The 19283-nt window shown below is 59.0% G+C and carries 20 protein-coding genes, 4 tRNA genes and 1 riboswitch; of the genes, 16 read left to right on the top strand and 8 right to left on the bottom strand.

Going from position 1 to position 19283, the window contains the following annotated elements:
- Positions 1 to 8: 8 nt before the first annotated feature.
- Positions 9 to 299, top strand: a complete 291-nt coding sequence (locus P3C29_RS14020; protein ID WP_003214319.1) for a hypothetical protein — start codon at positions 9 to 11, stop codon at positions 297 to 299.
- Between the two features lie 11 nt (positions 300 to 310).
- The gene (astE, locus tag P3C29_RS14015) at positions 311 to 1315 is read left to right on the top strand and encodes a succinylglutamate desuccinylase (protein ID WP_275964738.1); all 1005 of its coding nucleotides are present in this window, start codon (positions 311 to 313) and stop codon (positions 1313 to 1315) included.
- A 146-nt stretch (positions 1316 to 1461) separates the two neighbouring features.
- Here the strand turns inward: astE and P3C29_RS14010 are convergent, their stop codons facing one another.
- Positions 1462 to 1971, bottom strand: coding sequence for a 6,7-dimethyl-8-ribityllumazine synthase (locus P3C29_RS14010; protein ID WP_003214313.1), 510 nt, complete (start codon positions 1969 to 1971; stop codon positions 1462 to 1464).
- Positions 1972 to 2085: 114 nt separating this feature from the next.
- A riboswitch (FMN riboswitch) is annotated at positions 2086 to 2255 on the bottom strand.
- 191 nt (positions 2256 to 2446) lie between these two features.
- Between P3C29_RS14010 and ltaE the strand changes: the two genes are divergently transcribed.
- The 8 genes from ltaE to mgtE all read left to right on the top strand — a co-directional run bounded on the left by ltaE (position 2447) and on the right by mgtE (position 10197).
- Positions 2447 to 3451, top strand: a complete 1005-nt coding sequence (gene ltaE / locus P3C29_RS14005; protein ID WP_275964737.1) for a low-specificity L-threonine aldolase — start codon at positions 2447 to 2449, stop codon at positions 3449 to 3451.
- A 146-nt stretch (positions 3452 to 3597) separates the two neighbouring features.
- On the top strand, positions 3598 to 6216 hold the full coding sequence (gene alaS, locus P3C29_RS14000; RefSeq protein ID WP_201125099.1) for an alanine--tRNA ligase: 2619 nt from the start codon (positions 3598 to 3600) through the stop codon (positions 6214 to 6216).
- Positions 6217 to 6311: 95 nt separating this feature from the next.
- On the top strand, positions 6312 to 7553 hold the full coding sequence (locus tag P3C29_RS13995; protein WP_010165647.1) for an aspartate kinase: 1242 nt from the start codon (positions 6312 to 6314) through the stop codon (positions 7551 to 7553).
- A 186-nt stretch (positions 7554 to 7739) separates the two neighbouring features.
- Positions 7740 to 7928 carry a carbon storage regulator CsrA gene (gene csrA / locus P3C29_RS13990; protein ID WP_002554426.1) on the top strand — a complete coding sequence of 63 codons (189 nt, stop codon included), beginning with the start codon at positions 7740 to 7742 and terminating at the stop codon, positions 7926 to 7928.
- Positions 7929 to 7990: 62 nt separating this feature from the next.
- Positions 7991 to 8081 (top strand) — tRNA-Ser (locus P3C29_RS13985).
- A gap of 108 nt (positions 8082 to 8189) precedes the next feature.
- A tRNA-Arg gene (locus P3C29_RS13980) sits at positions 8190 to 8266 on the top strand.
- Between the two features lie 72 nt (positions 8267 to 8338).
- Positions 8339 to 8415, top strand: a tRNA-Arg gene (locus P3C29_RS13975).
- 339 nt (positions 8416 to 8754) lie between these two features.
- A complete protein-coding gene (mgtE, locus tag P3C29_RS13970) occupies positions 8755 to 10197 on the top strand; it encodes a magnesium transporter (RefSeq protein ID WP_010165747.1) in 1443 nt (480 codons plus the stop codon).
- Between the two features lie 104 nt (positions 10198 to 10301).
- On the opposite strand, the gene P3C29_RS13965 is transcribed toward mgtE, so the two are convergent.
- The 3 genes from P3C29_RS13965 to P3C29_RS13955 all read right to left on the bottom strand — a co-directional run bounded on the left by P3C29_RS13965 (position 10302) and on the right by P3C29_RS13955 (position 11492).
- Entirely contained in the window at positions 10302 to 10628 is a 327-nt protein-coding gene (locus P3C29_RS13965; protein ID WP_003175643.1) for an Arc family DNA-binding protein, read from the bottom strand.
- A 436-nt stretch (positions 10629 to 11064) separates the two neighbouring features.
- Positions 11065 to 11244 carry a PA3371 family protein gene (locus P3C29_RS13960; protein ID WP_201125098.1) on the bottom strand — a complete coding sequence of 60 codons (180 nt, stop codon included), beginning with the start codon at positions 11242 to 11244 and terminating at the stop codon, positions 11065 to 11067.
- Between the two features lie 20 nt (positions 11245 to 11264).
- A complete protein-coding gene (locus tag P3C29_RS13955; protein WP_275964736.1) occupies positions 11265 to 11492 on the bottom strand; it encodes a hypothetical protein in 228 nt (75 codons plus the stop codon).
- A 336-nt stretch (positions 11493 to 11828) separates the two neighbouring features.
- Between P3C29_RS13955 and P3C29_RS13950 the strand changes: the two genes are divergently transcribed.
- Together P3C29_RS13950 and P3C29_RS13945 are read left to right on the top strand one after the other, a co-directional pair.
- Positions 11829 to 11905, top strand: a tRNA-Arg gene (locus P3C29_RS13950).
- 343 nt (positions 11906 to 12248) lie between these two features.
- Positions 12249 to 13637: an MFS transporter gene (locus P3C29_RS13945; RefSeq protein WP_275964735.1), complete on the top strand. Its 1389-nt coding sequence runs from the start codon at positions 12249 to 12251 to the stop codon at positions 13635 to 13637.
- Positions 13638 to 13698: 61 nt separating this feature from the next.
- On the opposite strand, the gene P3C29_RS13940 is transcribed toward P3C29_RS13945, so the two are convergent.
- From P3C29_RS13940 to flgA, 4 genes are all read right to left on the bottom strand, one after another.
- A complete protein-coding gene (locus tag P3C29_RS13940) occupies positions 13699 to 14448 on the bottom strand; it encodes a flagellar brake protein (RefSeq protein ID WP_275964734.1) in 750 nt (249 codons plus the stop codon).
- A 95-nt stretch (positions 14449 to 14543) separates the two neighbouring features.
- On the bottom strand, positions 14544 to 15011 hold the full coding sequence (locus tag P3C29_RS13935; RefSeq protein ID WP_177042923.1) for a flagellar protein FlgN: 468 nt from the start codon (positions 15009 to 15011) through the stop codon (positions 14544 to 14546).
- Positions 15012 to 15059: 48 nt separating this feature from the next.
- Entirely contained in the window at positions 15060 to 15383 is a 324-nt protein-coding gene (flgM, locus tag P3C29_RS13930; protein ID WP_275964794.1) for a flagellar biosynthesis anti-sigma factor FlgM, read from the bottom strand.
- A gap of 142 nt (positions 15384 to 15525) precedes the next feature.
- Positions 15526 to 16290 carry a flagellar basal body P-ring formation chaperone FlgA gene (flgA, locus tag P3C29_RS13925; protein ID WP_275964733.1) on the bottom strand — a complete coding sequence of 255 codons (765 nt, stop codon included), beginning with the start codon at positions 16288 to 16290 and terminating at the stop codon, positions 15526 to 15528.
- An 80-nt stretch (positions 16291 to 16370) separates the two neighbouring features.
- Here flgA and P3C29_RS13920 point away from each other — a divergent pair, with 80 nt between their 5' ends.
- From P3C29_RS13920 to flgC, 4 genes are all read left to right on the top strand, one after another.
- Entirely contained in the window at positions 16371 to 17303 is a 933-nt protein-coding gene (locus tag P3C29_RS13920) for a chemotaxis protein CheV (protein WP_003214250.1), read from the top strand.
- Positions 17304 to 17346: 43 nt separating this feature from the next.
- Positions 17347 to 18174 carry a protein-glutamate O-methyltransferase CheR gene (cheR, locus tag P3C29_RS13915; RefSeq protein WP_010165768.1) on the top strand — a complete coding sequence of 276 codons (828 nt, stop codon included), beginning with the start codon at positions 17347 to 17349 and terminating at the stop codon, positions 18172 to 18174.
- Between the two features lie 235 nt (positions 18175 to 18409).
- Positions 18410 to 18817 carry a flagellar basal body rod protein FlgB gene (gene flgB / locus P3C29_RS13910; protein ID WP_003214246.1) on the top strand — a complete coding sequence of 136 codons (408 nt, stop codon included), beginning with the start codon at positions 18410 to 18412 and terminating at the stop codon, positions 18815 to 18817.
- A gap of 3 nt (positions 18818 to 18820) precedes the next feature.
- The gene (gene flgC, locus P3C29_RS13905) at positions 18821 to 19273 is read left to right on the top strand and encodes a flagellar basal body rod protein FlgC (RefSeq protein WP_003214244.1); all 453 of its coding nucleotides are present in this window, start codon (positions 18821 to 18823) and stop codon (positions 19271 to 19273) included.
- Positions 19274 to 19283 lie beyond the last annotated feature (10 nt).

Raw genomic sequence — 19283 nt, 5'->3', positions numbered from 1 at the left:
AACTATTTATGACCACCGACACCCTGAAACTGATCCTTGAAGACACTGACGGCACCCAGCTGGAAACTTCCTGCACCCGCGTCGCCGTGGTCTGGCAGGGCAAGGAGATCTGGATCCAGCACGACGGCCGCGGCCAACTGCTGATCGGCGTGGACGTGGAAGAAGGCGACGCCGAATACGCCAACCTGCTGATGCGCCCATTGGCCACCAACCTGATGAGCCTGCAACTGGAAATGGAACCGGCCGACGTTGAAGGTGATGACGACGATCACGTCCACGGTCCTGGCTGCAACCACTAAGGAAGCTGCTTATGCTCGCCCTCGGCAAACTGCTTGAACTGACCCTCGCCGGTCGCGAACCGGCGCAAAAAATTCAACTGACTGTCGACGGCGTGCAACTGCGCTGGCTCAGCGAGGGCGCGCTGGAAGTGCGGCCTCCCGAGGCGCGGGACAGCGGCGGCGACCTGCTGTTGTCGTCCGGCATCCATGGCAATGAAACCGCGCCGATCGAATTGGCCGACCGCTTGCTGCATGGCATTGCCCGCGGGGAGATCAAGCCCCGTACCCGTATTCTGTTCCTGTTCGGTAACCCCGAGGCCATGCGCCGCGGCGAGCGTTATCTCGAACTGGACGTCAACCGGCTGTTCAACGGCCGTCACGAGCAAAACATCGGCCCTGAAGCCATGCGCGCTGCCGAGCTTGAGCAGTTGGCCCGCACGTTCTTCAGCGTGCCGGGGCGTAGCCGTTTGCATTACGACCTGCACACCGCCATTCGTGGCTCGAAGATCGAGCAGTTCGCGCTGTACCCGTGGAAGGACGGTCGCCAGCATTCACGCCGCGAACTGGCGCGCCTGCGAGCTGCCGGCATGGAAGCGGTGTTGTTGCAGAACAAGACCTCGATCACCTTCACGGCGTTTACCTACGAACAGTTGGAGGCCGAGTCCTTTACCCTGGAGCTGGGCAAGGCCCGGCCGTTCGGGCAGAACCAGGGCGTGGACGTGTCCCGCCTGGAGGCGCGCCTCAAGCAGATCATCGAAGGCAACGAGCCAGCTACCGAGAGCCTGGACGGCCTGAAGCTGTTCAGCGTCTCACGGGAAGTGATCAAGCACAGCGATACCTTCGTCCTGCATTTGCCGGCCGACGTGGAAAACTTTTCGGAGTTGGAGAAGGGTTACCTGCTGGCCGAGGACATTGCCAAGACCCGCTGGGTCATCGAGGAGGAGGGCGCGCGCATCATCTTCCCGAACCCGAAGGTCAAGAATGGCTTGCGAGCCGGGATATTGATTGTGCCGACTACGGATGCCAGCCTGGCCTGAATCCCGAGGCCGACTCGGTCAAATGTGGGAGCTGGCTTGCCTGCGATAGGATCAACTCGGTCTGCCAGATACACCGAGGCGATGCTATCGCAGGCAAGCCAGCTCCCACACAAGCCCGGCTCTGAGACTGGGCTTTGTGGTGTTGCTTAAACCGCTAGAGCCCGTGGCTCATTGCGACGCAGCGCGCGCACCTTGTGCAGGGTGTCGGCGCAGGTGCGTGCCGCTTCCTGGCCCTTGTGCACGAAGTGCTCATAAAAGAAGGTGTGGTGCTCGCTGCCCGCGTGGAAGTGATGCGGGGTCAGGGATACCGAGAACACCGGCACTTCGGTTTCCAGTTGAACCTGCATCAGGCCGCTGACCACTGACTGGGCAACGAACTCGTGACGGTAGATCCCGCCGTCCACCACCAGGGCGGCCGCGACGATACCGGCATAACGGCCGGACTTGGCCAGCAGCTTGGCGTGCAGGGGCATTTCAAAGGCGCCGCCGACTTCAAAGAAATCGATGTCCGATTCCTGGTAGCCCTGGGCGATCATTTCGGCGAGGAAGCCTTTACGGCTCTGATCGACAATATCCTTGTGCCAGCAGGCCTGGATAAACGCGACGCGCTCGCCGTGATGGTTTTTGCTTTTGCTGTCGATTGCGGTGGGTTGCATGTTCTGACTCCTGTTTAAGAAAAAAACAGGGCGATATGAATCGAATGGGATTTAAGGGTACGGACAGCCGGGTCATGCGAGCATGAAATCCAGCGTTCGGCCCTTAGGTGCCAATCCCGTTCTCTCTTCATCCGGACTATGACCGTCGGCCCCGGGATCACACCGGGTCTGCTGACCTTGTCGCCGTCCTGCCGAGGCAGTTCGAGGCGCCAAGCGCTCGCGGGCTATGCACGTTGCGTGCAATTACCGCCGGTGGGGAATTACACCCCGCCCTGAGAACGTTGCCGCCAGAACCCTGGCGGCGGAGAGTTTTTATCATGGTTTTTCAGAAACTGCACGGTTGGTTTATCGATAACCTATATCGGTTTGTTTGGTTGGTATTCGATTGTGCAAGCACGGGGCTTGATATTCCGCGGGTTTGCCCGCAGTAATCATCAACACAAGAAACGCCCCAAATCCGCTAGAGGCTAGTTTGATGACCGTGATTGACCTGCGCAGCGACACAGTGACCCAACCGACCCCAGGCATGCTCGACGCAATGGCGACTGCGGCCAGTGGCGACGATGTCTACGGCGAAGACCCGAGCGTCAACCGCCTGGAAGCCGAACTGGCCAAGCGCCTGGGTTTTGCCGCCGCGTTGTTCGTGCCCACCGGCACCATGAGCAACCTGCTGGCGTTGATGGCGCACTGCGAGCGGGGCGAGGAATACATCGTCGGTCAGCAGGCCCACACCTACAAATACGAAGGCGGCGGCGCGGCAGTGCTGGGGTCGATCCAGCCTCAGCCCCTGGACGTGCAGGCTGACGGTTCCCTGAACCTTGAGCAGGTGCTGGCGGCGATCAAGCCGGACGACTTCCACTTCGCCCGCACACGCTTGCTGGCGCTGGAAAACACCATGCAGGGCAAAGTCCTGCCTCTTGAATACCTGGCGGCTGCGCGGGCATTCACCCGGGAACACGGCCTGGCCTTGCACCTCGACGGCGCGCGACTCTACAACGCGGCGGTCAAGCTGGGCGTGGATGCCCGGGAGATTGCCCGGCACTTCGATTCGGTGTCGGTGTGCCTGTCCAAGGGCCTGGGTGCGCCGGTCGGCTCGGTGTTGTGCGGCTCCACGGCCTTGATCGCCAAGGCCCGCCGTTTGCGCAAGATGGTCGGTGGCGGCATGCGCCAGGCCGGTTCGTTGGCGGCGGCGGGGCTGTATGCCCTGGACCACCACGTGCAGCGCCTGGCCGACGACCACGCCAATGCCCAATGGCTGGGAGATGAACTGCGCAAGGCGGGTTACACGGTGGAGCCGGTGCAGACCAACATGGTCTACGTTGATATCGGCGATCGGGCCCAGGCCTTGAAGGCGTTTGCCGCCGAGCGCGGGATCAAGTTGAGTGCCGCGCCGCGCCTGCGCATGGTCACTCACCTGGACGTCAATCGGGCACAGATGGAGCAAGTGCTCGCGACATTCGTCGAGTTTTCCCGAAAATGACAGTGCAGACCGTCTAATTGACTGTTTCTATCACATAAACACGCTGTACCACGGGCAAAGGGCCGATATAATGCGGCCCTTTGCCGTCGCTCCGTCTGATGACGTTTAGCACTGGCCTTTGGCCGCAGCCTCCGTGGAAGAACCTAATGAAAAGCGCAGAAATCCGTGAAGCCTTCCTTCGCTTCTTCGAAGAGCAAGGTCACACCCGTGTCGCCTCCAGCTCCTTGATCCCAGGCAATGACCCAACCCTGCTGTTCACTAACGCGGGGATGAACCAGTTCAAGGACTGCTTCCTGGGCCAGGAAAAGCGCGCCTACACCCGCGCCACCAGCAGCCAGAAGTGCGTACGCGCCGGCGGCAAGAACAGCGACCTGGAAAACGTGGGCTACACCGCCCGCCACCACACCTTCTTCGAGATGCTGGGTAACTTCAGCTTCGGCGACTATTTCAAGAAAGATGCGATCACCTTCGCCTGGACCTTCCTGACCGGCGTGCTGAAGCTGCCGAAGGAAAAGCTCTGGGTGACCGTCTACGCCACCGATGACGAAGCCTACGACATCTGGACCCAGCAGATCGGTGTGCCGGTTGAGCGCATGATTCGCATCGGCGACAACAAAGGCGCGCCTTACGCCTCCGACAACTTCTGGACCATGGGCGATACCGGCCCGTGCGGCCCCTGCACCGAGATCTTCTACGATCACGGCGCCGACATCTGGGGTGGCCCACCGGGCTCGCCGGAAGAAGACGGCGATCGCTATATCGAAATCTGGAACAACGTGTTCATGCAGTTCAACCGCACCGCCGATGGCGTGTTGCATCCGCTGCCAGCCCCGTCGGTCGACACCGGCATGGGCCTGGAGCGGATCAGTGCGGTGATGCAGCACGTTCACTCCAACTACGAGATCGACCTGTTCACCAACCTGCTGAGCGCTTCGGCTGCGGCCATTGGCTGCGCCAACGACAATCAGTCGTCGCTCAAGGTCGTGTCGGACCACATCCGTTCCTGCGGCTTCCTGATCGCTGACGGTGTGCTGCCGTCGAACGAAGGCCGTGGCTATGTGCTGCGCCGCATCATCCGTCGGGCCTGCCGTCACGGTAACAAGCTGGGTGCTACCGGCAGCTTCTTCTACAAGATCGTTGCCGCGCTGGTGGCCGAGATGGGCGATGCCTTCCCGGAACTCAAGCAGCAGCAAGCCAACATCGAGCGCGTGCTCAAGGCTGAAGAAGAGCAGTTCTCCAAGACCCTGGAGCACGGCCTGAAGATCCTCGAACAGGACCTGGCTGAGCTCAAAGGCACCGTGGTGCCGGGCGATGTGGTGTTCAAGCTGTACGACACCTACGGTTTCCCGATGGACCTGACCGCCGACATCGCCCGCGAGCGCGAGCTGACCATCGACGAAGCAGGCTTTGAGCGTGAGATGGAAGCCCAGCGCGTCCGTGCCCGTTCCGCCAGCTCCTTTGGCCTGGACTACAACACGCTGGTAAAGGTTGATGTAGCCACTTCGTTCATTGGTTATGAGGCCACCGTTGGCTCGGCCAAGATCGTGGCTATCTATAAGGACGGCAAGTCGGTCGACGTGCTGAACGAAGGTGACGAGGCGGTTGTGGTCCTCGACCAGACCCCGTTCTACGCCGAGTCCGGTGGCCAGGTCGGCGACTGTGGTTTCCTGAGCTCGACCTCCGGTCGTTTTGATGTGCGCGACACCACCAAGACCGGCGGTGCGTTCCTGCACCACGGCGTGCTGGTGCTGGGCAACCTGACCGTCGGTGCGCCGGTGGACACTCAAGTAGATGCCGACGTACGGCATGCAACTGCCTTGAACCATTCTGCCACTCACTTGCTGCACGCCGCGTTGCGTCAGGTATTGGGTGAGCATGTGCAGCAGAAAGGTTCGTTGGTGGACAGCCAGCGTCTGCGCTTTGACTTCAGTCATTTCGAGGCGATCAAGCCTGAGCAGTTGAAGGCCCTGGAAGACATCGTCAACGCCGAGATTCGCAAGAACACTCCGGTGGAAACCGAAGAAACCGACATCGAGACCGCCAAGAAGAAGGGCGCGATGGCGCTGTTTGGTGAGAAGTACGGCGACGAAGTGCGCGTGCTGAGCATGGGCGGCAGCTTCTCGGTGGAGCTGTGCGGCGGTATCCACGCCAGCCGTACCGGCGACATCGGCCTGCTGAAAATCATCAGCGAAGGCGGTGTGGCTTCCGGCGTGCGTCGTATTGAAGCGGTCACCGGTGCTGCGGCCCTGGCCTACCTCAATGCGGCTGAAGAACAACTCAAGGAAGCGGCCAGCCTGGTCAAGGGCAGCCGCGACAACCTGATCGACAAGCTCTCCGGTGTACTGGAGCGCAACCGTCAGCTGGAAAAACAGCTGGAGCAGTTGCAGGCCAAGGCGGCCAGCGCGGCGGGCGATGACCTGTCGGCTTCCGCCCTGGACGTCAAAGGCGTGAAGGTCCTGGCCGTGCGCCTGGACGGTCAGGATGGCAAGGCGCTGTTGGCCTTGGTCGATCAGTTGAAGAACAAGCTCGGCCGCGCAGTGATCCTGCTCGGCAGTGTCCATGAGGATAAGGTCGTTCTGGTTGCCGGTGTAACCAAGGACCTTACTGGCCAACTCAAGGCCGGTGATTTGATGAAGCAAGCCGCCGCGGCAGTGGGCGGGAAGGGCGGTGGTCGTCCGGACATGGCGCAAGGCGGTGGTGTAGACGCCGGTGCCCTGGACGCGGCCCTGGCCCTGACCGTGCCGTTTGTCGAGGCAGGTATTTAAGACGCTGTTAATGAGCCCGTGGTCTAGTCACGGGCTCGGTCAGTGCTGGTTGATTGAATAATAGGCGCCCCTTTACGGGCTGAGGCGGCTTAGAAATGGCTTTGATCGTACAGAAATTTGGAGGCACCTCGGTCGGCTCTGTCGAAAGAATCGAGCAGGTCGCCGACAAGGTTAAGAAATTCCGCGATGCCGGCGATGACCTGGTGGTGGTGCTGTCGGCCATGAGCGGCGAGACCAATCGCCTGATCGATCTGGCCAAGCAAATCAGTGGCGATCAACAACCGGTTCCCCGTGAGCTGGATGTGATCATTTCCACCGGTGAGCAGGTGACCATCGCGTTGCTGGCCATGGCGCTGAACAAGCGTGGTGTGCCGGCGGTGTCCTACACTGGCAACCAGGTCCGCATTCTGACGGATAGCGCCCACACCAAGGCGCGCATCCTGCAGATTGATGACCAGAAGATTCGCGCTGACCTGAAGGCCGGTCGTGTGGTGGTTGTCGCCGGTTTCCAGGGCGTCGACGAGCACGGCAACATCACCACCCTCGGTCGTGGTGGTTCCGACACCACCGGCGTGGCGCTGGCGGCAGCCCTGAAGGCTGACGAATGCCAGATCTACACCGATGTGGATGGCGTCTACACCACCGACCCACGGGTTGTGTCCGTGGCCCAGCGCCTGGACAAGATCACCTTTGAAGAGATGCTGGAAATGGCCAGCCTCGGTTCCAAGGTGTTGCAGATCCGTGCCGTTGAGTTTGCCGGCAAGTACAACGTTCCGCTGCGCGTACTGCACAGCTTCAAGGAGGGTCCGGGCACCCTCATTACTATTGATGAAGAGGAATCCATGGAACAGCCGATCATTTCCGGCATCGCTTTTAACCGCGATGAAGCCAAGCTGACCATCCGTGGCGTGCCAGACACCCCGGGCGTGGCCTTCAAGATTCTCGGGCCAATCAGCGGCGAAAACATTGAAGTCGACATGATCGTGCAGAACGTTGCGCACGATAACACCACCGATTTCACCTTCACCGTGCACCGCAACGAGTACGATGCGGCGCAGAAGGTGTTGTTGAACACCGCGAGCGAGATTGGCGCCCGTGAAGTGGTTGGCGATACCAAGATTGCCAAGGTGTCGATCGTGGGCGTGGGCATGCGTTCCCATGCGGGTGTTGCCAGCCGCATGTTCGAAGCCCTGGCCAAGGAAAGCATCAACATCCAGATGATCTCCACGTCGGAAATCAAGGTGTCGGTGGTGATCGAAGAGAAGTACCTGGAACTGGCTGTACGCGCATTGCATACCGCGTTTGAGCTGGACGCTCCGGCCCGACAGGGCGAGTGATGCGTTGCCAGGAAGGCGCGGTTATCCGCGCCTTTCATTTTTTTGCCGGGTGCGTGGTGAAGACCTGTTCTTTTACCTGTGCTCGACAATACTTAGGCGGGTAGGGCTACGGCCATTTGGTTGTAGGTCGAATGCCTTTTTTTTGCAGACTGTTGTTCCCGAAATGAAATGCGTGAGGAGAAAGGTATGCTGATTCTGACTCGTCGATGCGCAGAAAGCCTGATTATTGGTGATGGCGAAATCACCGTGACCGTGCTCGGCGTCAAAGGCAATCAAGTGCGTATCGGGGTTAACGCTCCGAAAGAGGTGGCTGTCCACCGCGAGGAAATCTACCTGCGGATCAAGAAAGAGAAGGACGAAGAACCAAGCCATTAATTTTTATCGTTTTTTATGTTTGCAAACGGGGATGAAGCTGGTTAATATACGCCCCGTGTTGCGGAGAGCTGGCCGAGTGGCCGAAGGCGCTCCCCTGCTAAGGGAGTACACCTCAAAAGGGTGTCGGGGGTTCGAATCCCCCGTTCTCCGCCATTATTTGCTTAGTACGTTGCAATCTGGTTTTTTCGCTAAGTTGTTGAAATTAAACGAAAAAATAGCTTTACATAGAGATTGAACGGCCTATAATGCGCGGCAACAAATGCACTCGTAGCTCAGCTGGATAGAGTACTCGGCTACGAACCGAGCGGTCACAGGTTCGAATCCTGTCGAGTGCACCATTTAAGAGTTAGTTGCAGCAATGCAGGTAGCTTGGCTTCAACCAGTTGTGATCTGGTCTAAAAACACAATCTGCACTCGTAGCTCAGCTGGATAGAGTACTCGGCTACGAACCGAGCGGTCACAGGTTCGAATCCTGTCGAGTGCACCAAACAACAAAAAGCCCGCCTAGCGCGGGCTTTTTGCCGTCTGGGGTTTTTATTTCCTGTGGCGACTTTTTCTCCTGCCCATGTGTTTTCCTTTCGGGCTGCGTCGTCGCAGTTCATATCTGCGGCCAATGCTCAGCTTTGTGTCGCAAGCGCTTGTTCTTTCCAGTTTTTTGACGTTAAAAGCGGCCGCCCGGTGTATCATTGCGCCCGTCAGCCCCGCCGGGGCTTGTGGAACACCTCCATGGACTTACCCAGTAGTTACTCAGTACCCCGTTTTACCAATCATGAATTGACTGATTGATCCTTCCGGCGTGCCCCGCTGCTGGGAGTGGAGTTCGCCTATGACCGAAGTTGAAGTAAAGAAAACACAAGAAAGCCTGCAGGATCGCCTGGCTCAAGTCGTTGAGCTGCTGCAGCGCCAGCGCGTGGTCGAAGACCTGACGCATCGCCAGGAAGGCCCGAATCATGACCGGGTCGAGAACCTGGTTCACCGGCAAAATCTCGTCGAGCTGCAACGCAAGCTCGATGACCTGCACTCCGCCGACGTCGCCTACATCCTCGAAGCCTTGCCGCTTGATGATCGCCTGACCCTCTGGCAGTTGGTCAAGGCTGATCGCGACGGCGACATTCTCCTCGAAGTATCCGACTCGGTCCGTGAAACCCTGATCGCCGACATGGACGATCATGAGCTCCTGGCTGCTGCCAAGGACATGGATGCCGACGAACTCGCTGACCTGGCTTCCGAGCTGCCGCGTGACGTCGTCCATGAGCTGATGGAAACCCTCGACGGCCAACAGCGTGAGCGTGTGCGCTCCGCGTTGTCCTATGACGAGGAGCAAGTCGGTGCGCTGATGGACTTCGAGATGGTCACCATCCGCGAAGACGTCAGCCTGGAAGTGGTTTTGCGATACCTGCGCCGCCTCAAGGAGCTGCCAGGCCATACCGACAAGCTGTTCGTGGTCGATTACGAGGGCATTCTCAAGGGTGTGCTGCCGATCAAGCGCCTGCTGGTCAATGACCCGGAGAAGAAAGTCGCGGACGTCATGGCCAGTGACCCGGTGAGTTTCCATCCCGACGAAGACGCTTACGATGCCGCTCAGGCGTTCGAGCGTTATGACTTGATCTCGGCCCCGGTGGTCGACAAGAACGGCAAGCTGATCGGCCGTCTGACCATCGATGAAATGGTCGACCTGATTCGTGAGGAGAGCGAAAGCGAAGTCCTCAACATGGCGGGTCTGCGGGAAGAAGAAGACATTTTTGCGTCAGTCTGGAAATCCCTGCGTAACCGCTGGGCCTGGCTGGCGGTCAATTTGATTACCGCGTTTATTGCTTCACGGGTCATCGGCCTTTTCGAGGGCTCCATCGAGAAGCTCGTGGCCTTGGCTGCACTGATGCCGATTGTGGCGGGTATTGGCGGTAACTCGGGTAACCAGACCATCACCATGATCGTACGTGCCATGGCGCTGGATCAGGTGGGCACCGGGCACGGTAAGCGGTTGATGCGCAAGGAGCTTGCGGTCGCGCTGATCAATGGCCTGGTATGGGGTGGTGTCATCGGTATCGTGGCGTACCTGCTGTATGGCAGCTGGTCGCTCGGGGTGGTCATGACCGCGGCCATGACGCTTAACCTGCTGCTGGCGGCCCTTATGGGGGTGCTGATTCCAATGACCCTGGTGCGCCTCGGGCGAGACCCGGCCATGGGCGCCAGTGTGATGATCACGGCCATGACTGACAGTGGCGGCTTCTTCATCTTCCTGGGCTTGGCCACCATCTTCCTGCTTTGATCCCTTCTCCCGATCAGGGGGCTTGTGCCCCTTGATCCTTTCTTTACCAAATCACAGGCAAAAAAAAGCCAGCGCATGGCTGGCTTTCAGCTTTCGGTTGCCAATCAGTTGGCTTCTGCGGCTGCCTCAACGTCATGTGCAATAAGCGAGACGAGAGCATTTTGCTGGCGGTGGGAGAGCTGACGAAAACGCTGCAGCAGTTCGCGTTCGTGCAGTGACAGCTCGGGGCTGTCCAGGCGCATGCTCAGCTCGTCGCCCAGCGCACCTTCCTGAATCAGGCTTTGTTCCAGGCGTGCGATGATTTCGGAGTTCATGCTGCGGTGATGATTGCGAGCCACCTCGGCAATGCGTTCCCGCATTCCGTCTGGCAGACGTACGACGAACTTGTCAGCCGTACGGCTGGAATAAATTGCCTGTTTCAATGGGCGCATATATTTAACCGGTTAGTTCAGGGGAGCGGTTTTTGGAATTGGCCGCAAGATGAATGTTAGGACAAGGCTTGCTGCCAAATGTTCAACCTGAATTGCAAAGAGGCCGCATCATGCCTCAGATTTGCCAGTTCCTTGGCGTCAATTCTGTGACAAATATTGAACCGGCTACCGGCTTTATGCCAGTACTCATTTCAAAATTTGCGGACTGGTTGGAAAACTTTTCCACGGTTGCACCCAAACAGGGGGCAAGGCCGTGGGCCCTAGGCGCAAAAGGCTTTTCGGGCGCACATCCTATAGCAATATGGCCTTTTGCCCTTAACTTTAAGATTAGTGGCAAATTGCCAATTTACGAGGGCGGAGCGACATATGGTCAGCTGCCCGGACGAATGATCCGGTAGGTGGCAGCTAGTTTCGGAAGGGCGACGAGCGGGGAGATTCAGCGCAGTACGGGGTCGAATTTGATGCGGCGACCAATGACGATTGCCAGTACCCACAGGCTGCCAAACACACCGGCGGCGACGAAAGAGACGGTCTGCAGGTCTTGCGACAATACGTTCAGGCCGAGGCCGGCGCAGGCCAGGGCCAGTGTCAGAAACAGCCAGGCGGGCTTGGTCATGGAATACTCCGGTAAGCGGTTCAGAAAACCCAGTGTTCAGTCGAAGGGGCAACTTGGGTGCCCTGGGTCAGTTGCAGCGGTGATTGCATGTCCGGCTTCATGACCGCCAATTGCGGGCGTTGCTGCAGGTGATGGGGGATCGCCTGGCTGACTTGCGCTGCATCGTCGGAGGTGTTGGATTGAAAATGGAACATCACCAGCGCAGCCAATGCAACGGTATTGAGGGCTAGTAGAAGTGCGCTGTTCATGGGTATGTTCTCCGCAGATGGCTGGGCCGGACTGTATTTGTAGAATAAAGGATTGCAGGCGCCGTGCCAGTCTTTATTTGACAATAAATCCTTTAAAATCAAATAGTTAATTACTTGCCGGATTGGTGTCATGTTGCAATTTGCAATGATGGCATTTTGGGGGAGTGCATTTTGCACGATGGCTGCGATTGCCCGTAATCATTGAGCGCAATACAAGTTGCAGCCCCGGGCATGGGCCTACACTCAAAAAGCCCACGGACGACATGACAAAATTCACCTGCGCCGTTAACATGCACGCCGTCCGTCGCCGCGCCCATTGCCGGTTGGCTGTCATTAGTCCCAGTAGCTCAATTGGATAGAGCATCCCCCTCCTAAGGGGAAGGTTGGCCGTTCGAACCGGCCCTGGGACACCATATAATCGTTGCTGCCCAAGTGGCTGAAACGTCAGAGAGCCCCGATCAGATTTATCTGGCGGGGCTTTTTTGTGGCTGGGCGTCCAGGTGCGTCAGTCTTTTCAAACACCAACCGAACCTTGCCGGCGTTTGAGGTTCACACGGGAGGCAAGGGCAGGGCGGTGCAAGTATTCGTCTGCATCGTGTACCTCGCAGGACATTGTCGAGCGTCTGACACGTAGCCAATTGGCATGAGCAAAATATTCCCCGGCAACCGCGTGTTTTGGCTGTCCGGACCCGACGACGCGGGACTATCATTCCGGTAGCCCTGAACCCCCACTGCAAGGAGCCGCTCGGAACGCCGATGCGCCAGATCTGGAAATCTTTTCGAGCCCTTTATTTTGCCTCCTTGATGATGCTGATCGGCTCCGGCCTGCTCAGTACTTACCTGGCCTTGCGCCTGGCGGCAGACCATGTCGACAGCCTGTGGGTCGGTGCGTTGATGGCGGCCAACTATTTTGGCCTGGTATTGGGGGGCAAGATCGGTCACCGCCTGATTGCCCGGGTCGGGCATATCCGGGCGTATGCCACCTGTGCCGGGATTGTCGGCGCGGCGGTGCTCGGGCACGGGCTGATCAATTGGCTGCCGGCCTGGATCGTGCTGCGGATGATTGTCGGCCTCGGCATGATGTGCCAGTACATGGTCATCGAGAGCTGGCTCAACGAGCAGGCAGACGCCAAGCAGCGGGGTGTGGTGTTCAGCGGCTACATGATCGCGTCGTACCTGGGCCTGGTGCTGGGCCAACTGATTCTTGTGATGCACCCGCAATTGGGGCTTGAGTTGCTGATGCTGGTCGCGCTGTGTTTTGCGCTGTGCCTGGTACCGGTGGCGATGACTCGCCGCATTCACCCGGCGCCCCTGCACCCGGCGCCGATGGAGCCGCGTTTCTTTATCAAGCGGGTGCCACAGTCCCTCAGTACCGTGTTGGGTGCTGGGCTGATCGTGGGTTCGTTCTATGGTTTGGCGCCGCTCTATGCCTCGCAGCAAGGGCTGACCACCGAGCAGGTCGGTCTGTTCATGGGTAGCTGCATCTTCGCCGGGCTGCTGGTGCAATGGCCGCTGGGCTGGTTGTCTGACCGCTATGACCGCGCATTGTTGATCCGCTGCTTCGCCTTGTGCCTGGCGGTGGCCGCGCTGCCGCTGGCGATCATGAGCCAGGTGCCGCTGGAAGTGCTGTTTGTTGCGGGCTTTCTCTGCTCCCTGGTGCAATTCTGCCTGTATCCGTTGGCCGTGGCGTTCTCCAATGACCACGTCGAGGGCGATCGCCGGGTGTCGCTCACGGCAATGTTGCTGGTGACCTACGGGGTCGGCGCGAGTGTGGGGCCGCTGTTGGCCGGTGTGGTGATGAAGCTGTTCGGCAGCCACATGCTGTACGCGTTTTTCAGCCTGTGTGCGTTGATCCTGGTCTGGCGCATCCGGCCGAAGGCGGTCACCAACCTGCATCAGGTGGACGACGCTCCCCTGCACCACGTGGCAATGCCCGACAGCATGTCCAGTTCGCCACTGGTGGCGTGCCTGGACCCGCGTGTGGATGAGCAGGTGGTGCAGGAGCAGATGCAGACCGCCGTTCCGGACCCGGAGCCCGAGGTCGATCCCGAGCCGGTGGTGGATGAGCAGGAACTTGTCACCGAGCCCCCGGAGCACCCGGACCCGGATGATCACCCTCACGACCTGAGCAGGGCGCGCCCCTGAAAGCAAAAGCGGGCAGTTCCCTCAAGGAGCTGCCCGTTTTTTTGTCGCGACCTTTGACTGCTTAAAGATCGTCGTCCTTGTCGAACCGACGCGCTTCACGCTGCAGTTGGTAGACAAACCGCTCGACCTGGCGCTGCACCAGCCCGCTCATGTTGTGAAAGCGCACGCCGGCGAAGGTGGTGTTGATCCTTTCTTCGAAGTGCAGGTAGCGCAGTTCCACCGAGGTGGTCATGCTGCCAAAGGGCAGGGCGGCGATGAAGCGGTCGTAGACCTGGCCCAGTTGCAGGCGCTCGGAGATGTCCCCTTCGAAACGCAATTTGCAGCCGGTGGCGGAAATATCCAGCAGCTTGCCGCCGATGGGGGCCTTGAGTTTTTCACCGCCCAGCTCGACGCCCACCAGTTGCGCCAGCTTCAGGGCCGCGCGGAACGCATTGCGGCGCTGATGGTAAATCACTTCGTCGGGCATGCTGCCGCGATAAACGCGGTGGCCGTGGGCTTCGTCCAGGGTCAGGGTGCCGTTGCTTTCCCAGGCCACTCGCACGCCATCGTGAAAACCTTCGATACGGAAAGCTTCGCCATTCTCAAGGTAGCGTTCGCCGTCACGCGGGATCATTTCGTCCAGGGCCAGCGACTTGCTGTCCCGGTCGACTTCGACCAGGTAGCTTTGAAAGCGCTGGTTGCGTTCGTGGAAGGTGATGATCAGCGGGTCGTGGCTCTCTTGCAGCATCCGCAAGGTGCCAGCGATTTCCAGCGGCGTGGTGAGTACCTTGGGTGGCTGCGGAGCATCTTCCGCGTTAAGGGCGTTGAACACGGTTCTTCCATCTCCAGACAAAATACGACTACACGCAAGTGAAGTCATTTTGCCAGCATGTGGCGCGCCTTGGATAGGGCGCGCTTAAACTGGTTTCAGGCTTGGCTGCGGGTGCTTGGCTTGGCCAGGCGTGAAGTGGAGCCTTGAGCATTGTAGAGGGCCGGAGGCTCGCCGCCGTGGAGGATACGCAACTGATTGGCGGTCGTGGCTTGTTGAAGCTGGATCGCCTGGCCGTTGACGGTGTTGGTCTCCTGGCACAGGGTCAGCAACTGGTTGAGTTCTTTGCTCTGGGCCAGTAACTGGTCGCCGACCGTGGAGTGGCTGGCGAGTTGCTCCAGGCCTTTGTGGTCGGCAGGCAGGCCCAGGCTGACGAGAATCTGGCTGCGTTTCTTGCCGTGTTGTTCCAGCAGGACGATCAGCGATTGCTTGCGCGCCAGAATTTCTTCCAGCATGCGCATGTCGCGGCCGAACAGGGCCAGGGATTCTTCCCGAAGTAACTCCAGCAACTGCTGTGCGGGAGCCAAATCTTCAATGATCAGTTGTAGCAAGTTTTCGTCGTGCATGGCTGGCCTTGGGGTTTAAGCGTCCAAAAGCCTGGCGCAGGCCTTTGCCTAGCGCTCGGCTTCGAAGTTAAGCAGCTTGCTGGCTACACGGTTGCTGTCGACCTTATAGCTGCCATCCGCAATCGCCTGCTTCAATTCGGCCACGCGGGATTTATTGACAACCGGCTGATCGCTCAGCGAGTCAGTGACCTTCTGCAACTGTTGAGCCTCATTGCTCAGGTGTACCGATTCCCCGCTTTGGCTGGCACCGGCCTGTTCTGTCTTGGCAGGCAGAGGCTGGGACTTGGCCTCAACGCTGTCTTTGGCACCGTTGGTGCGCGAAGAACCAGGCGTTGGCAGGGCGTTATTCAAACGACTGAAATCGATGACCATGTTAAAAAAACCTCTGGGTATTTGGACGCTTGCCATGTTTTCGGCCATACCCGGACAAACTTTAGGCTCGATTGACAATAAACCTATACGCGATGCTGCTTTGCGCACAGTGTAGGAAAAGCTGGCGTCCTATGCCAGTGATCTATAAAGCCACCTCAACCTGCCCCGGTGCCGTCACCCGGGCCTTGATCACGCGGTTGGAGTTGAGGTTCTTGACGCGAATCTGTTCACTCATGCCGCCATTGGACAGGGCTTCCCCGGGCATTTTTACATTCAATCCGCCGCTGCTGGCGGAAATCACTACCTGGTCGCCCTTGCGCACCACTTCGGCCTGTTCAAGGTTGACCAGGGTAATCACCTGGTCGGTGACCATTGGTCGGGTAAGTTTCTGCCCGATCGCCTGGTCAACGGACGTGAGGTAGCTCTGGGTGATCAGGCTGATGTCCCGTTCACGCATGGCAACGTCTTCGTAACCAATGATTCCGGTGCGTTTCAACGGCCGGGTCACCACCACCACGTCACGAAACAGCTTGACCTGGGCCGGCACGAACACCGTCCACGGCGAGGCGCCTTCGCAGCGCACCTTCACGGTCACGCGCCCGATGGGCTGGGCCGGGCTTTCCAGGGAGGCTGTCAATTCCTTGTCGCACATCGGCATGCGCAGGCGCGGATCCAGCTGGTTGACCTGGATTTCATAGCGCCCGGGCGTCTGTGTGGTCGCCAGATAATCTTCTACAGTGAACTCAAGAAAGCCTTGAGTGACGCCGATAAGCAGATCAGGCAAGGTGACGTTACTGGCACGGGCCGACTGGCCCGCAGCCAAGGCAAGCAACGCCATCGAGACGCAGAGCAATCTGCGGTACTGTGGGGATCGGGGGCGTCGGGAAACTGTCGTTTTGATGTCCATGGCCAATAAAAAAGCAAAGCTCGTGCCGTTTAGTGTTGGGTACGCGTCGTACCCCTAAGTTTTAGCGTAGGAGTCTGGGCATGGCCGGTGTAATGGATTCAGTAAACCAGCGCACACAGCTGGTGGGGCAGAATCGCCTGGAGTTGCTGCTGTTTCGTCTGGACGGCAAGCAGCTTTACGGGATTAACGTCTTCAAGGTGCGGGAAGTGCTGCAGTGTCCCAAGCTGACAATAATGCCCAAGTCCAGCCCGGTGGTGTGCGGTGTGGCGAACATCCGTGGCGCGACCATCCCGATTCTTGACCTGGCCATGGCCACCGGTTCGGCGGGTTTGCAGGACCGCGAAAGTCCGTTCGTGATCATCACCGAGTACAACACCAAGACCCAGGGTTTCCTGGTGCGCTCGGTGGAACGCATCGTCAACATGAACTGGGAAGAGATCCATCCGCCGCCCAAGGGCACCGGCCGCGATCACTACCTTACGGCCGTGACGCGGGTCGACAACCAGTTGGTGGAAATCATCGACGTGGAGAAAATCCTCGCCGAAGTGGCCCCGACCTCCGAGGCGATATCGGTCGGCGTAGTAGACGCCGAGACCGCGCACAAGGCGATCTCGCTGCGGGTGCTGACGGTGGACGACTCCTCGGTGGCACGCAAGCAGGTGTCCCGCTGCCTGCAGACGGTTGGCGTTGAAGTGGTGGCGCTCAATGACGGTCGCCAGGCCCTGGATTACCTGCGCAAGCTGGTGGATGAGGGCAAGAAGCCGGAAGAAGAATTCCTGATGATGATCTCCGACATCGAGATGCCGGAAATGGACGGTTACACCCTCACGGCCGAGATACGCAACGACCCACGCATGCAAAAATTACATATCATCCTGCATACTTCGTTGTCCGGTGTATTCAATCAGGCGATGGTCAAGAAGGTCGGTGCCGATGACTTCCTGGCCAAGTTCCGCCCTGATGACCTGGCATCCCGGGTAGTTGACCGGATCAAGGCAGCAGATCACGGCTAGGGGCTTTTTCCCTGGCGGTCACACGATTTAAGAGGCGGTATCATTGTCTACGGGTAATTTGGATTTCGAACAGTTCCGGGTCTTCCTGGAAAAAGCCTGTGGCATATTGCTCGGTGAAAACAAGCAGTACCTGGTATCCAGCCGTCTCAACAAACTGATGGAGCAGCAAGGCATCAAGTCCCTCGGGGAGTTGGTGCAGCGGATCCAGGGCCAGCCGCGCAGCGGGCTCAAGGAGATGGTGGTCGATGCCATGACCACCAACGAAACCTTGTGGTTTCGCGACACCTATCCGTTCGAGGTGCTCAAGAACAAGGTGTTGCCCGAGGCCATCAAGGCTGCCCCGGGCCAGCGCCTGCGCATCTGGTCGGCGGCCTGTTCGTCGGGGCAGGAGCCGTATTCGATTTCGATGTCCATCGACGAGTTCGAGCGGACCAACATGGGCCAGCTGAAGGCCGGGGCGCAAATCGTTGCCACTGACTTGTCCGGCACCATGCTCACCAATTGCAAGACCGGCGAATACGACAGCCTGGCACTGGGGCGCGGGTTGTCCCCGGAGCGTTTGCAGCGTTTCTTCGACCCTAAGGGTGCGGGGCGTTGGGCGGTCAAGGCGCCGATCAAGAGCCGGGTGGAGTTTCGCTCGTTCAACCTGCTGGACAGTTATGCCAGCCTGGGCAAGTTCGACATGGTGTTTTGCCGCAACGTGTTGATCTACTTCTCGGCCGAGGTGAAGAAAGACATTCTGTTGCGCATCCACGGCACCCTCAAGCGTGGCGGTTACCTGTTCCTCGGCGCTTCCGAGGCGCTGAACGGTTTGCCGGATCATTACCAGATGGTGCAGTGCAGTCCGGGGATCATTTACCAGGCCAAGTGATGAGCGCTTGAACAAAAAAGGGAGGCCTGCAGAGGTCTCCCTTTTTTTATGGCCGCAAAGCGGCAAGCCGGCATTGCCGCTTTACTGGCGTTTCGCGGAAACCCTTTGCCGCTTTTCTGGCATTGCCGCCGGCAAATCTCTCGCAAGCCCTTGATTTACGGCGCTCAGGCAACTTGGCATGGCCCTTGCTAAATCCTAGTTACGAAAAGCAGGTCAGCCCCTAAAGGTTTCCGCCATGAGCATCAGCTTCGATAAAGCGCTCGGTATCCACGAACAAGCCCTGGGCTTCCGCGCCCAGCGTGCCGAAGTCCTGGCCAACAACATTGCCAACGCCGACACCCCGAACTACAAGGCTCGGGACCTGGACTTCTCTGCCGTGCTCGCCGCACAGCAAGACAAGACCAAGAACGGCACCTTCGCCCTGAACATGACCAACAGCCGTCATATCGAAGCGCAAGGCCTGGGCAATGGTGACGAGTCGCTGTTGTATCGCACGCCGATGCAACCGTCGATCGACCAGAACACCGTGGACGCCCAGCTGGAGCAATCGGCCTACGCCGAGAACTCGGTGAACTTCCAGGCCAGCTTCACCCTGCTCAACAGCAAATTCAAAGGGCTGATGTCAGCCCTGCGTGGAGAGTAAGCCATGTCCCTCGCCAGTGTTTTCAATATTGCCGGTAGTGGCATGAGCGCGCAGACCACGCGCCTCAACACCGTCGCCAGTAACATCGCCAACGCCGAGACCGTGTCGTCGAGCATTGACCAGACCTACCGCGCCCGGCACCCGGTGTTCGCCACCATGTTCCAGGGCGGCCAGGGTGGCCAGAGCGGTAGCGGCGACTCGCTGTTCCAGAACCAGGATGCCGCAGGCCAGGGCGTGCAGGTGCTCGGTGTGGTCGAAGACCAGAGCAACCTCGAAGCCCGCTACGAGCCGAACCACCCCGCCGCGAACGAAAAAGGGTACGTGTACTACCCCAACGTCAACGTGGTCGAGGAAATGGCCGACATGATTTCCGCCAGCCGCTCGTTCCAGACCAACGCGGAAATGATGAACACCGCCAAAACCATGATGCAGAAAGTCCTGACCCTGGGTCAGTGATAAGGGGCGC

This window comes from Pseudomonas sp. 1912-s (assembly GCF_029269205.1).
Taxonomy (GTDB): Bacteria; Pseudomonadota; Gammaproteobacteria; order Pseudomonadales; family Pseudomonadaceae; genus Aquipseudomonas.
This window is presented reverse-complemented; position numbering and strand designations above follow the sequence as displayed.

Coding starts and splice junctions, on each gene's coding strand:
- P3C29_RS14010 (WP_003214313.1), bottom strand. CDS start 1,971: ATGCAACCCACCGCAATCGACAGCAAAAGCAAAAACCATCACGGCGAG.
- csrA (WP_002554426.1), top strand. CDS start 7,740: ATGCTGATTCTGACTCGTCGATGCGCAGAAAGCCTGATTATTGGTGAT.
- flgB (WP_003214246.1), top strand. CDS start 18,410: ATGAGCATCAGCTTCGATAAAGCGCTCGGTATCCACGAACAAGCCCTG.
- P3C29_RS13960 (WP_201125098.1), bottom strand. CDS start 11,244: ATGACCAAGCCCGCCTGGCTGTTTCTGACACTGGCCCTGGCCTGCGCC.
- P3C29_RS13995 (WP_010165647.1), top strand. CDS start 6,312: ATGGCTTTGATCGTACAGAAATTTGGAGGCACCTCGGTCGGCTCTGTC.
- P3C29_RS14020 (WP_003214319.1), top strand. CDS start 9: ATGACCACCGACACCCTGAAACTGATCCTTGAAGACACTGACGGCACC.
- ltaE (WP_275964737.1), top strand. CDS start 2,447: ATGACCGTGATTGACCTGCGCAGCGACACAGTGACCCAACCGACCCCA.
- P3C29_RS13920 (WP_003214250.1), top strand. CDS start 16,371: ATGGCCGGTGTAATGGATTCAGTAAACCAGCGCACACAGCTGGTGGGG.
- flgA (WP_275964733.1), bottom strand. CDS start 16,290: ATGGACATCAAAACGACAGTTTCCCGACGCCCCCGATCCCCACAGTAC.
- P3C29_RS13935 (WP_177042923.1), bottom strand. CDS start 15,011: ATGCACGACGAAAACTTGCTACAACTGATCATTGAAGATTTGGCTCCC.
- mgtE (WP_010165747.1), top strand. CDS start 8,755: ATGACCGAAGTTGAAGTAAAGAAAACACAAGAAAGCCTGCAGGATCGC.
- alaS (WP_201125099.1), top strand. CDS start 3,598: ATGAAAAGCGCAGAAATCCGTGAAGCCTTCCTTCGCTTCTTCGAAGAG.
- flgM (WP_275964794.1), bottom strand. CDS start 15,383: ATGGTCATCGATTTCAGTCGTTTGAATAACGCCCTGCCAACGCCTGGT.
- flgC (WP_003214244.1), top strand. CDS start 18,821: ATGTCCCTCGCCAGTGTTTTCAATATTGCCGGTAGTGGCATGAGCGCG.
- P3C29_RS13955 (WP_275964736.1), bottom strand. CDS start 11,492: ATGAACAGCGCACTTCTACTAGCCCTCAATACCGTTGCATTGGCTGCG.
- P3C29_RS13945 (WP_275964735.1), top strand. CDS start 12,249: ATGCGCCAGATCTGGAAATCTTTTCGAGCCCTTTATTTTGCCTCCTTG.
- P3C29_RS13965 (WP_003175643.1), bottom strand. CDS start 10,628: ATGCGCCCATTGAAACAGGCAATTTATTCCAGCCGTACGGCTGACAAG.
- astE (WP_275964738.1), top strand. CDS start 311: ATGCTCGCCCTCGGCAAACTGCTTGAACTGACCCTCGCCGGTCGCGAA.